15 protein-coding genes and 2 pseudogenes are annotated in these 15,327 nt (G+C 39.6%); 11 read left to right on the plus strand and 6 right to left on the minus strand.

All coding sequences use genetic code 11. The features are described 5' to 3' along the window. Positions 1-85: 85 nt before the first annotated feature. The 4 genes from AACQ81_RS10285 (at position 86) to AACQ81_RS10300 (ending at position 2,388) form a co-directional block, all read left to right on the plus strand. Positions 86-460 (plus strand): hypothetical protein, encoded by a 375-nt coding sequence (locus tag AACQ81_RS10285; protein ID WP_237387223.1) that lies wholly within the window; start codon positions 86-88, stop codon positions 458-460. Positions 461-470: 10 nt separating this feature from the next. Beyond that, a complete protein-coding gene (locus AACQ81_RS10290; RefSeq protein WP_237387224.1) occupies positions 471-953 on the plus strand; it encodes a hypothetical protein in 483 nt (160 codons plus the stop codon). 68 nt (positions 954-1,021) lie between these two features. Further along, entirely contained in the window at positions 1,022-1,648 is a 627-nt protein-coding gene (locus AACQ81_RS10295) for a VUT family protein (RefSeq protein WP_237387225.1), read from the plus strand. Then, positions 1,645-2,388, plus strand: a complete 744-nt coding sequence (locus tag AACQ81_RS10300) for a metallophosphoesterase family protein (protein WP_237387226.1) — start codon at positions 1,645-1,647, stop codon at positions 2,386-2,388. Before AACQ81_RS10295 ends, AACQ81_RS10300 begins: the two co-directional genes overlap by 4 nt. Positions 2,389-2,522: 134 nt before the next feature. Here the strand turns inward: AACQ81_RS10300 and AACQ81_RS10305 are convergent, their stop codons facing one another. Continuing rightward, on the minus strand, positions 2,523-3,740 hold the full coding sequence (locus tag AACQ81_RS10305; RefSeq protein ID WP_237387227.1) for a DUF819 family protein: 1,218 nt from the start codon (positions 3,738-3,740) through the stop codon (positions 2,523-2,525). A 205-nt stretch (positions 3,741-3,945) separates the two neighbouring features. Then, positions 3,946-4,641 (minus strand): M15 family metallopeptidase, encoded by a 696-nt coding sequence (locus AACQ81_RS10310; protein WP_237387228.1) that lies wholly within the window; start codon positions 4,639-4,641, stop codon positions 3,946-3,948. 252 nt (positions 4,642-4,893) lie between these two features. Here AACQ81_RS10310 and pyrI point away from each other — a divergent pair, with 252 nt between their 5' ends. From pyrI to nrdG, 4 genes are all read left to right on the plus strand, one after another. Further along, positions 4,894-5,358, plus strand: coding sequence for an aspartate carbamoyltransferase regulatory subunit (pyrI, locus tag AACQ81_RS10315; RefSeq protein ID WP_237387229.1), 465 nt, complete (start codon positions 4,894-4,896; stop codon positions 5,356-5,358). 174 nt (positions 5,359-5,532) lie between these two features. Continuing rightward, positions 5,533-5,919, plus strand: coding sequence for a 2-iminobutanoate/2-iminopropanoate deaminase (gene ridA / locus AACQ81_RS10320; RefSeq protein WP_237387230.1), 387 nt, complete (start codon positions 5,533-5,535; stop codon positions 5,917-5,919). Between the two features lie 235 nt (positions 5,920-6,154). Further along, positions 6,155-8,071: an anaerobic ribonucleoside-triphosphate reductase gene (gene nrdD, locus AACQ81_RS10325; protein WP_336885678.1), complete on the plus strand. Its 1,917-nt coding sequence runs from the start codon at positions 6,155-6,157 to the stop codon at positions 8,069-8,071. A gap of 4 nt (positions 8,072-8,075) precedes the next feature. Further along, positions 8,076-8,540, plus strand: coding sequence for an anaerobic ribonucleoside-triphosphate reductase-activating protein (gene nrdG, locus AACQ81_RS10330; RefSeq protein WP_237387231.1), 465 nt, complete (start codon positions 8,076-8,078; stop codon positions 8,538-8,540). Positions 8,541-8,573: 33 nt separating this feature from the next. On the opposite strand, the gene AACQ81_RS10335 is transcribed toward nrdG, so the two are convergent. After that, a complete protein-coding gene (locus AACQ81_RS10335; protein ID WP_237387232.1) occupies positions 8,574-9,005 on the minus strand; it encodes a YhbP family protein in 432 nt (143 codons plus the stop codon). 116 nt (positions 9,006-9,121) lie between these two features. Beyond that, a complete protein-coding gene (gene bhsA / locus AACQ81_RS10340; protein ID WP_237387233.1) occupies positions 9,122-9,373 on the minus strand; it encodes a multiple stress resistance protein BhsA in 252 nt (83 codons plus the stop codon). A 269-nt stretch (positions 9,374-9,642) separates the two neighbouring features. Between bhsA and AACQ81_RS10345 the strand changes: the two genes are divergently transcribed. Continuing rightward, positions 9,643-10,029, plus strand: coding sequence for a GIY-YIG nuclease family protein (locus tag AACQ81_RS10345; RefSeq protein WP_237387234.1), 387 nt, complete (start codon positions 9,643-9,645; stop codon positions 10,027-10,029). On the opposite strand, the gene AACQ81_RS10350 is transcribed toward AACQ81_RS10345, so the two are convergent. Together AACQ81_RS10350 and AACQ81_RS10355 are read right to left on the minus strand one after the other, a co-directional pair. Then, positions 9,983-10,501, minus strand: a complete 519-nt coding sequence (locus AACQ81_RS10350; protein ID WP_237387235.1) for a GNAT family N-acetyltransferase — start codon at positions 10,499-10,501, stop codon at positions 9,983-9,985. The two genes, AACQ81_RS10345 and AACQ81_RS10350, sit on opposite strands and share 47 nt — an antisense overlap. Beyond that, a pseudogene (locus AACQ81_RS10355) lies at positions 10,495-10,891 on the minus strand (SCP2 domain-containing protein). Before AACQ81_RS10355 ends, AACQ81_RS10350 begins: the two are co-directional and overlap by 7 nt. Before the next feature lie 365 nt (positions 10,892-11,256). On the opposite strand from AACQ81_RS10355, the pseudogene AACQ81_RS10360 reads away from it, so the two are divergent. Both AACQ81_RS10360 and AACQ81_RS10365 read left to right on the plus strand, forming a co-directional pair. Beyond that, positions 11,257-11,573: pseudogene (locus tag AACQ81_RS10360) on the plus strand (IS1 family transposase); the annotation flags it as partial. A gap of 656 nt (positions 11,574-12,229) precedes the next feature. Next, on the plus strand, positions 12,230-15,241 hold the full coding sequence (locus AACQ81_RS10365) for an inverse autotransporter beta domain-containing protein (RefSeq protein WP_237387236.1): 3,012 nt from the start codon (positions 12,230-12,232) through the stop codon (positions 15,239-15,241). Positions 15,242-15,327 lie beyond the last annotated feature (86 nt).

Consider the following 15,327-nt stretch of genomic DNA (forward strand, 5'->3'; position numbering starts at 1 on the left):
TCACGAGTCGTATCGTGCATCAATTCGAGGGCGCGTTTTTGTTCTGGTGTCAGATGAATTTTCATGGCTGCAAGCATGATCGGGTTTGGATAAGAAATCAAGCATCTTCAATGGCGATTGGTATATCTCAGGGAAAATAACCAATATAAATTTATATAAGTTAAGCATTCATCATGAACAAGAAAATTCTCTTATCGCCATTGAATTTTCCAATAACCTCTTATCTCCATATTTCGACAGCAACACTGTTGCAATAGTTTCCAAAGCTGAAAGTTTTTGTGACAGCGATGTGGTTCTCGTAAAAATTAAAGATGCACCTATCTGTTTTAGACAAGTATTTGTTGGTGAAAATGGCATTTATTTTTCAATATTAGGCATTGAAAACGAAAGGAAAACGATATTAACTCAGAATTATACAATAATTGGGGTTGTGATTAAATCAATTAAAAAATTAAAATAGGGAATTACAAATGGGAAAGATAATTGATTTCTTCAAGAAAACATTCAAACCTCGTTATATATATAGCTTGCAGAAATTCGAACCCATAAAAGAAAATGGATTTTACATATTAAAAGAACTGGGTACTCATACATGTTTAAAAGTAACAGCAAAAGATATTTTTGAAAGTGATTTATTATACAATATCAATCCTGCCGACATTATATTTATAACGCTATTTGAAGAAAATGACATGAAAGAAAAGCAAAAATTTGAAATAGTAGAGGAAAGGAGAGATCTGTTATTCACAATACAAAATGCTTACTCACGCAGACAAGTAAATGGAAAAGAGATACTTGTGGATAAAAATATAGTAGAAAAATTAGATCCAACCAGCCTCGTAAAAATTGCTTATATGTCGGGATTAAAAGATGGCCGTAAAATTTCCGATGAAATATCGAAGGCAGAAAAAATAAAATCATCTAAATCTGCAAAATTAAAGGTAATAAAGTGACTCACTCTTATCCGAATAGTACAAAGTTTAAATATGATTCCTTATTTATTTCTTTATCAGTCACAATAATGATAACTTGTGATGTTCTTGTATATAAGACCCTAGATTTTGATGGCTTTAAAATCACATTCAGTGGAATTTTGTTCTCATTTTACTTTCTTATATCTACGATTCAGACTGAGGTTTATGGATACAGGCAAGGAGTAAAAACGGTCTGGATAATGGTTCTATGTCAATCAATTTTCGTGATGGTCATCTTTGCTGCATCACATACACAGCCAGAGAACAATGAAATATCAATGAATTTCAGATCATTATTTGGTGAATTCTGGCGTGTTATGGTAGGAACCTGGATCTCAGTTCCAATTTCATACTTTATAAATGGATTCGTTATATCCTCACTAAAAAAAGTTTTTCTTGGGCGATTTTTTTTCATCAGATATATTATTGCCTCAATGATCACTCAAGCATCACTTCTATTGTCAGCCTATCCTATAAGCCTTTCATCAAAATATAGCCTTGATGAATTAATCATAATAATTTTCACAACATGGTCTTATAAAGTAATAATGTCTATCATTCTCCTTCCTATAGGGATAATTTTGGCTAATAAAGTAAAAAAATTAGAACAAACTGATATATATGATTGGAATATCTCATATAATCCATTTATTTTTAGAGGTAATAAAAGATGAAAGTCATTCATTTATCAGATATACATTTGACTAAAAACAGAAATGAAAAAATGTTTGATGTGAACCCTTATAAAAATTTTGATTTTGTTTGTCAGGAAATATGTAGAATAAAAAATCTGACTCAAATTGAATTAATCGTTGTATCTGGTGATATCTCAGACAATGGTGATATTGAATCCTATAGATATTTTTTAACCAAAATGGATTCATTAAAAACACCTTATATTGCTATCCTTGGGAATCATGACCTCAAAGATAATTTTGATATAGCATTTAACGAAAAAAAATCAGGATACATTATCACTTCTGGTGATTATCAAAATGAAAACTGGCATATTATTTCCGTTGATACTGTTGTTGAAAAAGAAGATTATGGTTTTATCACGGAAAACAATCTTATAGAATTAGAAAGAAAAATAATTAACAACAACGGAATAAATACAGCTGTGTTTATGCATCACCATGCCATACCCGTTAATACACCGATTGTTGATAGTTGCATGTTGAATAACGCCAATTCACTATTAACAATATGTGAAAAATATAAAGTTAAATTTATTGGCAGTGGGCATGCTCACACTTCACGTATTTGGCATAATAATAATATGACAATAAGTGTTGCTCCTGCCGTTGTATTCCAGTGGATATTAGGTACAGAGATAGTCAAAATATCAAAAGGCTTCGGTTTTAATATTATAGACTTTTCAAAGAATTTATCTTTAACATCATGCCTTTACTAGCACATGCCTAATGGATTTCAAAATGCAGTTTTATTCATTACTCTAAAGTTGGAAAGCTGAACTACCGATAGGCATGTATTCAACAGTGATGACCTTCACTTTTTGAATACATGCCCCAAAATAAGCTATCCAATCTATGACTGCCCTACTAAAAAATAAACAAACGTTCCTACGTAATTACCAATCACATAACCAACAGTTCCTATCACCATTATCGGCCCGACCAGATTAATCCAACCTCGGCTGATTGCCATTGCAGCTGCGGTCGTCGGCCCGCCGATATTAGCATTGCAGGCGAGTATGTTTTCTTCAAGGCTGAATTTGAATATTTTTCCTGCTGTAAAGGTCAGTATCAGATTAATTATGGCAATCACAAACACGAACGCAAATAACAACATAGCATGGCTGATAATGGTCTGTATGGATGCCGGTATACCAATCACGACAAAGAACATATAAATGGCATAAGTTCCCAGTTCTTGGGTACCGTTCAGTTTGCTGAATGTCTCTTTAAATATTGAAACGATAATAAAAGTGACGGTAGTCAGAAGCAGGTATTTATCAGAAATCAGGCTAAAAATGAGTTCCTGATAAATATTATTTGGCTTTCCGAGCAGTTCTTTTAGCCATGATGAAAGATGAAACGATAAGGCGACAATGAAAATAGACCATGCCAGCGACAATGCAATGTCTTTTAGGGCTATGTCTTTTGGTTTCCAATAAGCAGCAGCTAAAGCTTGGGATTTATCCAGCTTGGGAGCATTTTCTACCGAATCAATATATGGACTTCCCCAGAATTTCCTCGCTGCTGTCCAGCCGGACAAAGCCATCAGGATAATAAAATAGCCCGCCATCATAAAATTATCAGCAACAATCGCTGATGCTACCATATCTTGGGTGGTTTCCAGCTTGGCAGCCATTGCAACAAAATTAACACCGCCTCCCGTATAAGACGCTGCCATCATGCCACTGATTTTATCCAGCTCAGGAATGTATGCTTTGAAAATGTGGAAAGAAATTATCGCTCCAATCATGGTGGCGATGGACGAAATTAAAAACAGTATCAGCAATCGTCCACTCTCTTTAACAATGCGGTGTAAATTGGTTTTAAATAACAGTAAGGGGATCGCCAGCGGCAGGATATATCCCCACACGGCATCATAAACAGGGGCTTCAGTGGGAATAATATTCAGGTTGGAAGCTAAGACAGCAATAATCAATGCAATAACAGAGCCGGGTATTTTGGATGCCCACTTAACTCGTTGTTCCGCCATAATCGCAGCAGCAACGACAATCATAATAAAAGCCCAGAGCATTAATGAATTGTCAGCGGTAATGAAGGTATTTTTCATTATTCCCCCTGTTATTTTATAAAAATAGGTTGCGCACGTTCTATTCCATTAATTTATACACAATGGATTTCGAGATGCAGCACGACGGCAAAAGAGCAAATCCCCGGAAGTATAAATTAACCGTATGTTTACAAAAACGGTGATTGGGTGAAGCGAGTGCAGCCAACAAAGCTGCAACTTGAAAGACGACACAGGTATATCTAAATTAAAATTTAGCTCGGTCTATTGCACCATAAATGGCAGCCTTGCTTTTATAAAATGCCCACAAGGAATTACCGTAATCATAATGCCACCATTCAGTCGGTAAACTGCTAAACCCGGCTTGAGTCATGGCCTGATAAAGTAATCGGCGATATAAGGTGGCAGGCATATTTTGTTCCGGGGCTTTTTCTAATGCTGCGGTGTAGGAGATTTCACTGACTTCATCAAACTCAGTCCCCAAAAACAGGGTCTGACCAGATACCATATCAAAGAGTGTCACATCCACAGAACCGCCCGTCAAATGAGGGCTGACCTGATGTTCCTCCACCGGAGCCGGAGCCACGAACTGCTGTAACAATCGCCTCTGTTCGTCAGCGGATAAACCATTATATTTAGCTGCAATTTCTGCCTGCATTTTATCTTGCAGTGCCTGCTGAGTTTCCCGTGAGCGCCAGCCATCCAATACCAGGAGTCCTAAATGGGAAGGAAGTAATTGTGATGCCATTGTGAGTTTTTCAATGACACTTTTTCTCACCATACAATATTCAATGGTGCCTTTTATTCCTGCCAGAAAATAAACAGATTTTTGTTTTAATTTATCTGTATCAATAACTTTCTCTAAAGTCTCATGACATTCATAAATAGGGATTTTATTAATTGTCGGCCAGTCAAAGTTTTTGTCTACTACAATTTTTTCCACAGTATTTTTCTCCTTGAGAGACGACAGATATAGATAATTTACACTACAGTATAAATAACAATATCCTTACACATTAACAACAAAAATACATGCCATTAAATTTAAATACTTTCTATCAATAACTTAAATAATCTTTAAAATTAATGAGTTAATTAGATGAAATGCTAAATCGTATATGACAAAATAGGCTGTTTTTCCCTTGATCCCCTAATATTTGGAGGAGGAATACCAGAACGGTATTCATGACATAACATGACCCAAGACCATCAATTACAAGTAGAAGCCATTAAATGTGGCACGGTTATCGATCACATCCCAGCTCATGTCGGCTTTAAGTTATTGTCACTGTTTAAGCTTACCGAAACCTATCAGCGTATTACCATCGGCTTGAACTTACCTTCTAACCATCTGGGCAAAAAAGATCTGATCAAAATTGAAAATACCTTCCTGACAGAACAGCAAGCAAATCAGCTCGCCATGTATGCGCCACATGCCACTATCAATAACATTGAAAATTATGCCGTGGTCAAGAAGATGCACATCAATTTGCCAGAGCGGATCGACGGCATTCTTATCTGCCCAAATAGCAATTGCATCAGCCACAATGAGCCGGTCAAAAGCAGTTTTCATGTGATAACTGCTGAAGATGATGTAGTATTACGTTGTAAATACTGTGAAAAAGAGTTTGACCGTCAGGCTGTCATCAATAACTGTTGACCATCAACTCTAGCACCCAATAACCAATGGATTTCAAGTTGCAACGCTAATCAATAAAACTACAGCTTGAAAGGCGAAGAGTAAGAATGTCCTGTATCAATTGATGCAAAGCGGGGGATCACTATAATGACGATCTCACAATATTTTATTTTCGACGTTAAACAGGAGTTTCTAATGTCACGTTCTATTCATACCGAAAATGCACCAGCAGCAATCGGCCCTTATGTACAGGGTGTTGATCTGGGCAGTATGGTCATCACTTCCGGCCAGATCCCTGTTGATCCGAAAACCGGTACTATCCCTGAAGATGTTACAGCTCAAGCCCGTCAGTCTTTAGAAAACGTTAAAGCTATCATTGAGCAATCTGGCCTGAAAGTATCTGATATCGTAAAAACGACTGTGTTTGTCAAAGACCTGAATGATTTTACAACCGTCAATGCGGCTTATGAAGCGTTCTTCAATGAGCATAACGCACCATTCCCTGCTCGCTCATGTGTTGAAGTTGCCCGTTTACCAAAAGATGTGAAAATAGAAATCGAAGCGATCGCTGTCCGTAGCTAATTGACTATATTGCTATACATGCAGTTCGATAAATTCCAACCCTGATCACTTCGGTATCAGGGTTTTTCTTTTTACCCCGTCCTTCTCTGTCCCTTTCAATCTTTCCTTGTCTTAGATCAACTTTACAGGTTGTATGTTAGCTTAAATAAGCTATATATTGTGCTTTAATAACAAATAAATACTACATATGGTATTTGTACACAAAATTATCCACACCTAACAAAAGAGAGTACTCATGTCATTTTCACCTGTGGATAATATATCGAGGAACCCTATCGTGAATTCTCATAAATGGCATGATCAACTAGATCAGGAAATCCGTGGCCTGATCGAGCAAAATAATTTCTCCCTGCTTAATGAAAATGCGAATAAAGACAGTAAAGTGATCCCAACCCAGCGTGATTTATTGGCAGGGATCGTCGCCAGGCAGTACGCCAAACAGTATATGTTGCCTCATAATGTGGTTGCTGCGCATGAAAAGGGAGAAATACACTATCATGATCTGGATTACTCTCCATTTTTCCCTATGTTCAATTGTATGCTGATCGATTTACAGGGCATGCTGACTAATGGCTTTAAAATGGGTAACGCGGAAATTGAGCCGCCTAAATCCATATCCACAGCTACGGCAGTCACCGCGCAGATCATCGCACAAGTTGCCAGCCATATTTATGGTGGCACGACCATTAATCGCATTGATGAAGTTCTCGCGCCTTTCGTGAAAGCCAGTTATGACAAGCATCTGGCAGTTGCCAAAGAGTGGAAGATTGCAGATCAGGTCGCCTATGCAGAAGCCCGCACTGAAAAAGAGTGTTATGACGCGTTCCAATCTCTGGAATATGAGGTGAATACACTGCATACCGCTAATGGGCAAACACCATTTGTCACGTTCGGGTTTGGATTAGGTATGTCAAAAGAATCACGTTTGATTCAAATTTCTGTCCTGCGTAACCGCATTGCAGGCTTGGGGAAAAACCGCAAGACCGCCGTCTTTCCCAAACTGGTTTTTGCCATTCGTGATGGATTGAATCATCGGTTTGGTGATCCCAATTATGATATTAAATTATTGGCTCTGGAATGTGCCAGCAAACGGATGTATCCCGATATTCTCAATTATGATCAAGTTGTTAAAGTGACAGGCTCGTTTAAAACGCCAATGGGATGCCGTAGTTTTCTCAGTGTTTATGAGGAAAGTGGGCAGCAAATCCATGAGGGGCGCAATAACTTGGGGGTTATTAGCCTGAATCTGCCCCGCATTGCACTCGAAGCCAAAGGTGATGAGGCAGTTTTCTGGCGGTTGCTGGATAGACGTCTGCTACTCGCGAAAAAAGCCCTGATGACCCGCATTGAGCGACTCGAAAACACTAAGGCGCGTGTGGCTCCAATCCTCTATATGGAAGGAGCCTGTGGTATGCGTCTGAAAGCCAATGATAATATTGCTGAGATTTTCAAGCACGGACGGGCATCCATCTCGTTAGGCTATATCGGTATCCATGAAACAATAAATGCGTTGTATGGTACACAAATTCATCTCTTTGATGATCAACAACACCAGCAAAAAGCGATCTCCATCGTGAAACACCTACGTGAAGCTGTCGACAGGTGGAAGCTGGAAACAGGCTATGGATTCAGCCTGTATAGCACGCCAAGTGAGAATTTATGCGATCGTTTTTGTCGTCTGGATACAAAAGAATTTGGTGTGATCCAAGGGGTTACTGATAAAGGCTATTACACCAATAGCTTCCATCTGGATGTGGAGAAGAGGGTCAACCCCTACGATAAGCTGGATTTTGAAGCTCCCTACCCACCGCTGGTGAATGGGGGTTTTATCTGTTACGGCGAGTACCCCAACCTACAACATAATTTAAAAGCGTTGGAAGATGTCTGGGATTACAGCTATTCGAGAGTTCCTTACTATGGTACCAATACGCCCATTGATGAATGTTACCAATGTGGTTTTACCGGTGAATTTGCCTGTACCAGCAAAGGCTTTACCTGTCCTCAGTGTGGTAACCATGACTCTGCCCATGTTTCTGTTATCCGGCGTGTCTGTGGTTATCTCGGCAGCCCCGATGCCCGTCCATTCAACGCTGGGAAACAAGAAGAAGTCAAACGCCGTGTGAAACATCTCGGCAATGGTCAAATCGGTTAATGCCATGAATTATCATCAATATTACCCGGTTGATGTCGTGAATGGCCCAGGAACCCGTTGCACGCTGTTTGTATCAGGTTGTCTGCATCAATGCCGTGGTTGCTACAACAAAAGTACGTGGCGGGCGGATTCAGGTCTGCCATTTACTCAAGTTATGGAAGATCGGATAGTCGCAGATCTGAAAGATCACCGCATTAAGCGGCAGGGATTGTCATTATCCGGTGGCGATCCCCTGCATCCCCAGAATGTACCCGCCATACTGCAATTGGTTAAACGCGTCAGGGAAGAGTGCCCTGATCAAGATATTTGGTTATGGACGGGCTATGTACTTAATGAATTAAGTGAGATTCAGCACGAAGTTACCGACTATATTCATGTATTGGTGGATGGAAAGTTTGAGCAGTTGTTGTACGATCCCACACTAATTTGGCGAGGCAGTCATAATCAGGTTATCCACTATTTACGATAATACTCATTGTCAGAAGCACTGAACCACCGGATATTAGCGTTGCCAATGCAGTTTTTTGCCGAAACCGAGAGTGTTGTCCACCATTTTGATTTCATTCAGATTGAGCTGCCAGATAGGGGATTTGGCCGCTGACGCGATAGGAAAACGGCGGCAGTAACGTGTTCTGGCTAGGGTTTCAGCTTCATCTGTCAGCCGGAGTACTTCTCCACGAAATTGTATGCCTTTGATTTGAGCGATATTACGGGTTTGTCCCGCGATAGTACCTGCAACAACAGGATTTTTCTGCATAAGCTGACCATGGCGGGTATCAGGTTCAGTCATAAACCAGAATGCCACGCTATCAGCATCAAAGACATAAAAGCAGCTCGCACACCATAAATCTTGGGTTGAGGAAGTACAAAGTGTGAATACGTGTTGTTTGGCAATATATCGGCTGATAGTTAAAATTTCTTTATTTAAATACATATATTTCCATGCTGTTATTTTGCTTGTTTGTAACAGAACACGACTGGATTTTTGTCCAGTCTCGTGTTCTGTACTCAACTAGATATACCGAGAGGTTTGCATGGGAACACTATAAATTATTTATAGATTTCGGCAACTCCATTGAGTTGATTCTGACCATTTGCAAAAACAACGCGGAAATAACTCGCTCCAGCTTTGTCAGCTTTTTTGGATAACTCTTCGGTTAAGTTATCCAGGGTAGATGCGCCAGTTACTGAAACAACACCAATCTTATCATCTTTAGCATTTTTCACTTCAGTAGCCGCAAATGAACCAAATGAAATAGCACTTAATGCTAAAATAGCTATGATGTTTTTTACAGACTTCATCTTTAGATCCTCTGTTCACTCTTAAAATAGGTTTCATCCTTTTGTGATACGGCCTATGTTATACCTCTGTTTCGAAAATGATAATTAGCAATTCCTGCTATAGTTGTTCAATTATTTTGAATTACAATACTGACATTGCATATCAATCTATATATATTTAAAATAATTCATTATGTTAACTTGATGAAATACTAAAAATTTGGCCTATACCCAAATAACACATTAATTCCATAGGGTAATATACCTATAGAAATTATTAAAAATAAGCAATGAATATTAAAGAATCTAATTGGTATATTTACCTGATCAGAACACAAAGTGGCTCCTTGTATACCGGGATCACTACCGATATATTCCGGCGATTGATGCAACATGCATCTGGAAAAGGTGCCAAGGCCTTAAGAGGAAAAGGTCCTTTGATCTTGGTCTATCAGAGTTTGGTAAAAGATCGGGGAACAGCGTTGAAAGTGGAATATCGCGTGAAGAAACTCAGTAAACGACAAAAAGAGAGGCTGATTATGCTCCAGCCCCTCTGTATAACGACTTATTTAGTAACATTCGGGTTATCTGAAAAGTTTTTCACTCAATCAGTGAACCCTCAAGAAGTGATCATTCAGACAGCGACCATAGGTTATCAAAATGGGCAGGATAAGTAACCAGACCTTGACAACCCTCCAACGAGGCATCAGCCAGAGGATAAATCAGGAAATAATCCTCACAATCAGGCCATGGACAATACAATTGATATGCGTTGGCAAGCTGGAAACCGAAGCGGCAGTAATACTCCGAGTCCCCCAGAGCCACAACCACTCTATATCCGAACTCATTCAGGCTGTCCAGACCTTCATAAACCAATTTTTCACTAAGCCCATGATGACGGTATTGTTCCGAAACTGCCAATGGCCCCAGACTGACCCACTGACGATCTTCGCCATTGATATCAACTGGCGTGAAACCGACATAGCCAATCACATGGCCTTCATCATTAGTCGCAACAATACCCAGTGTCAACAAACCATCTTCTCTTAGTTGATTAACGACTTCAGCTTCAGCCGATGTCTCAAAAGATTGACGCAGCAAGCTATCAATCCCCATCGCATCGACAGGAATTTCGATCCTGATTAACATGACGATAACGCGCGATCGTGTTGATCGGCGCCCTCTTTATGTCCCGCTTTGATAAATCCAGCCAGACGCAATAAACCAAAGCGAAGAATGGATGGCATAGATTCCGGCTCAATGGAATCCATCAAATTTTCTACATTCAGTCCCAATTCTGTGTTTCCTTCAATCCGTAAACGACGCTGAAAAAACAGTGTAAACCCAAGATCCCGCACTTCAATTTTTAACCGACGGGAATCCAAAAACGCCAGCCCCCTTCTGCCTGTGCTCTCGGAACTGCCAGCCAGGAAGCTGTTCCAGCACCTGACGCTGTAAGACAAAAGGAGTTGTTTTAAATGGGAAACGCAGTAGTGCAGATCCTTGATTTACCAAGTAAGAATGGATTTTACTTAACACAGCTCAGGCTCCTCTTCGCACAACGTGACGTGTTATTCTGCCAAAATCCTGCTGCATTTCCCGATCCTACATCAAGAATCGATAATAAATCTCCCATCACAAAACGTCTACAGAACAAACATCAAAAACAAAGTGAAAGCCATTTTTGGATATGTGAATTTATACATGACAGTTTTACACCATCGTCATACACGGCAATATGCCCTTGTGACATTTGCATGGAAACTTCCTCAAATCAATACATTTCGTTATCTGGCTCACTACAAGGCGCAGTCATGATTAATTTGCTCAGGTATGGTGCAATGTATGGATCTTCTTTGTTCCGACGGACATGAACGCTGACAGCGTGCAGTGGATACCGCCGACCACGATGTGTAACAACGCTTCCTCTGGATAAGTGGGAAGTTAAGCTTATCTGTGAAGTTGACGAGAGGTGGTTTTTTCTTGGCAATAAAAAGCGTCAATGTGGCTTTCTGGTGTACATATAGTTTCAAATATTACAATAAGTTACTTAAGAATAAGCACCTAATCGGAAAAAGTTCCACACAACGTGTCGAACGTGAAAATCTCATCTTACGTAACCGAAAAGCGATTGAGCCTTAAAACATTCGGTTATTCAAAATCGCCGGAAATGCATGACAAAATTATCGGTACTTTTATCGAAAAAGAATATTATATTTAGAATCAAACAATAAATTGAATACGCGACCGATTTATGGCTATAAATATCATTATAAGAAATATTTTCGCCATAAAACAAAGGTGTTAAAATAATAAAATATTAATCCCATTACTATATTTTTATTTAATCAATATCTAATCATTAAATTAAAAATAGAAAATATTAAACAAATCAGTTAACCAACATATTTTGAATTATATTTTAATTTTAATCCACTTAAGAATTACAAGAAATTATAAAAACATACACATTTTTTTTTAATTATTTAATTAGACAAAACGGATTTTAATAATAAAATTAATGTCTGATTGCACCAAACTAATTCTTTTCCTCGATTATCTTTTTTTATTTAGAATGATTGATAACAAAAGTTTTATTGATCAACAAATGATTTTGTGCTGGAATAAAAAACCTAGAAAACAAAAAATAACAGATCAATAATCTACAACTTAATAAATCAACAGATTTTTTAACCATTTTATGGTGCCTCTGATCAGGCAATACAGTGTTGTCATCTTTTATTCAATCATTATCTGACGTTTTTTTGCCTGATTATACAACTTATAGCTAGCAGTAAATAACAGTTAATATCCTGAAATAGATAGATTTAATGCTGGCTGTCGCTTGATATTTTTCATTGTTATAGGTTTATAGATATGAACACAAAACACGATAATCCGTGGTTACAAAATCAGCAAGGACTTCTGAAACATGTAGCTTGGATAAACATTATCACCCCACTTGCGTTTCCGGTTATTGGTGCATTTACACCCGCTATAGCAACTGCCAGAACACATACCGATTTTCAAAAAGAAAAATGGGTAATACCAACAGAGCCTTATATTCTGAAATCAGGGGAAACCGTCAATACCATCGCTGAGCGCTATGATCTAACAGTTAATGATCTGAAAAAAATTAACCAACTACGTACCTTTAATAAGCCTTTCTCAGCCCTTGGAACTGGTAACGAAATTGATGTACCAAAACCTCGAAATAATAAATTTCTCTCTTTTAATTATTCTGAATTAGACAAAACATCCACTACAGATGACCCTCCTCGCCATCTGGCTGAAATTTCCTCCCGGATTGGTAACCTTTTATCCAGTGACAACGTTGAAAATAATGCTGTGAGCCAATTAAGAAACCTGGCAGTAGGAGAGGCCAACCAAGAAATTCAGGACTGGTTGGGACACTACGGTACAGCACGAGTGCAAGCCAATGTAGACAGTCATGGTCACCTGAACGGCAGCCAATTTGATATGCTGCTGCCTCTGTCTGATACCACCAGCCAGATATCTTTTACCCAGTTTGGTTTGCGCCGTTTCAATAAACGCAATACTGCCAACCTCGGAGTTGGGCAACGTTATTTTTTTGGCGGCTGGATGCTGGGATACAACGCCTTTATTGATCATGATTTCACTGGCGAAAATACTCGATTTGGCTTAGGGGCAGAATACGCCCGTAATTACCTAAAATTCGGCGCAAACGGCTATTTTCGTTTAAGTAACTGGAAAGAATCCCGTCTTCTGACAGATTATGATGAGCGTCCAGCCAGTGGATTCGATCTGAGGGCACAAGGTTACTTGCCCGCTTTGCCACAACTCGGTGGAAAGTTGGTATATGAGCAATACTTCGGGGATGAAGTCGGGCTGATAGATAAAGATCATCGCCAAAAAAAACCTTCTGCCTTTACGCTAGGGGTTAATTATACTCCTGTGCCATTGCTGACGTTCGATATTGACCGAAGACAAGATATGTCCGGTGATGGAGAGACCCAGTTCAATATGGAACTGAATTATGTAATCGGCACATCATGGTCAAAACAGCTCGATCCAGATGCAGTAGCCACCCAACGTACCTTGCAAGGCAGCCGCTATGATTTGGTTGACCGCAACAATCAAATCGTTTTGGAGTACCGTAAACGTGAAGTGATCTCTCTGGCAATAGAGAATCTCGTTATCGGTCATGCCGGTGAGACTAAACCCCTGAATATCAGTATTAACAGCAAGTATGGGTTTAAAGATATCCAATGGGAAGCAGAAAAGCTGCGTGCCAATGGCGGTGAAATGAAACATCAAGGCGGTACACACTATCTCCTGACCCTGCCGAGATACCAATCTCAGGGCAATAATACTTATACCGTGGGGGCCATTGCTTATGACGAGCAGGGTAATGCTTCTAAACGAGTGGAAATTCAGGTACAAGTCCTCCCCGCAGAAGTCAATGCCAATAAAACCACTTTCACCACAAAAGATAAAGAGCTCGCGGCTGATGGTCATTCCATCACAATCCTGACGTTAACCTTAAAAAATAAGGATGATAAACCAATTAGCGGTGTTGCTTCAGATATCAAGTTGATTACCAGACAAATGAGTACAGAAGGGCAGGGAAAAGGCACTATACCAAAGATTGAAAAAATGAAAGAAACCCAACCAGGTATCTATGAATCTCAGCTCACTGCGGGCAAAAAGATCGGAATACTGCGAATTACACCAAAATTGTATGGCATCACCATCAATCCCGTAGAGATCATGTTTGTACGTCCTAACATCCCTATTATCAAAGACCTGGCAATCTTTGGCAAGTTGGAGATGGGGCAGAAATTGAGTGCAACCTATACCTTCAAGGCCAATCAGGGCGATACTACAGATAAGTCCCTCTATGCGTGGGGTAACAAAGGCAGTACAGATCTCATCAAAGCTCATACAGTTACCGAATCAGGCAAGATCCCTGATTACACATTGACTCGGGAAGATGCAGGTACAGTGAAAGAACTTGCAGTACAAGCACACAATGGTCTTGGTTTTATCGGGAATAGCCAGTTTATTGATACCAGTATGAGCGCAGAGCAAGGAAACCATACTCATGATGGTGGAAAAGTCGGGACGGTAAGGGGACTCGCTGATGCTATGACAACATCAATTAGCGCTGATAAGGTTAAAAAAGGTGAATCAATCATTCTGAAAATAAAAACGCTCAATCATGGGACAATAGTCAGAAATGTGGCTGTCAGAGTTAAGGCTATCAAGACGCTGAATCGGAAAGAGGTTTCTGAGAAACCCACTGTATTATTCAATGGGCAATCGGGAATATACCAGGATTTCACCGATAACCAAGGTATGTTGTCCATTCCTGTGACCGATCCGAATGGGCTCGGTGTAAAAACTACATTCTCTATCAGCGTGGATGGTACTGCGTCTCCCCAAACTCAAGATGTTATTTTTACCGTCGCAACCAGCCCGGATGTCTCCGCAGCAAACTTCTGGGGACATATGGCGAAAACCGTGGACGGAATAAATGGCGCTAAGTTTACCCGGCCTCTATTACAAGTAGAGTTAATAAACGAAAATCCCCATCTAAAAGGAATGACAACCTATCTTGAAAATGGTGAAGTATGGCCACGCCGTATTTACGCAGGTGCTAACTGGTACTGTAACAAAACTCATGCCACATTGCCGACTCGAGACGATTTACTGAGCTTATATCAGGCCCATCCTGCCAATCAAATTCATGATGTGTACGGTTGGCCAGAACACCGTTCATACCGCTCTTCAACACCAGGAATAGATAAAGATGGAAAAGATGGACATTTTTCGGTGAATATAGATGATGGTACACCTCATGTAATCACTGAATCAGTGACCGATTACGTCATCTGTAAGCAATAATACATCCATTTCGATATTATCTTATGAGCGAGAAAATCCGCCCCAATTCGGGGCGGTAATCTATCCCCTTTACCTATCAACTATTC

Origin of the sequence: Xenorhabdus sp. Sc-CR9 (assembly GCF_963897815.1) — a bacterium.
Lineage (GTDB): Bacteria > Pseudomonadota > Gammaproteobacteria > Enterobacterales > Enterobacteriaceae > Xenorhabdus.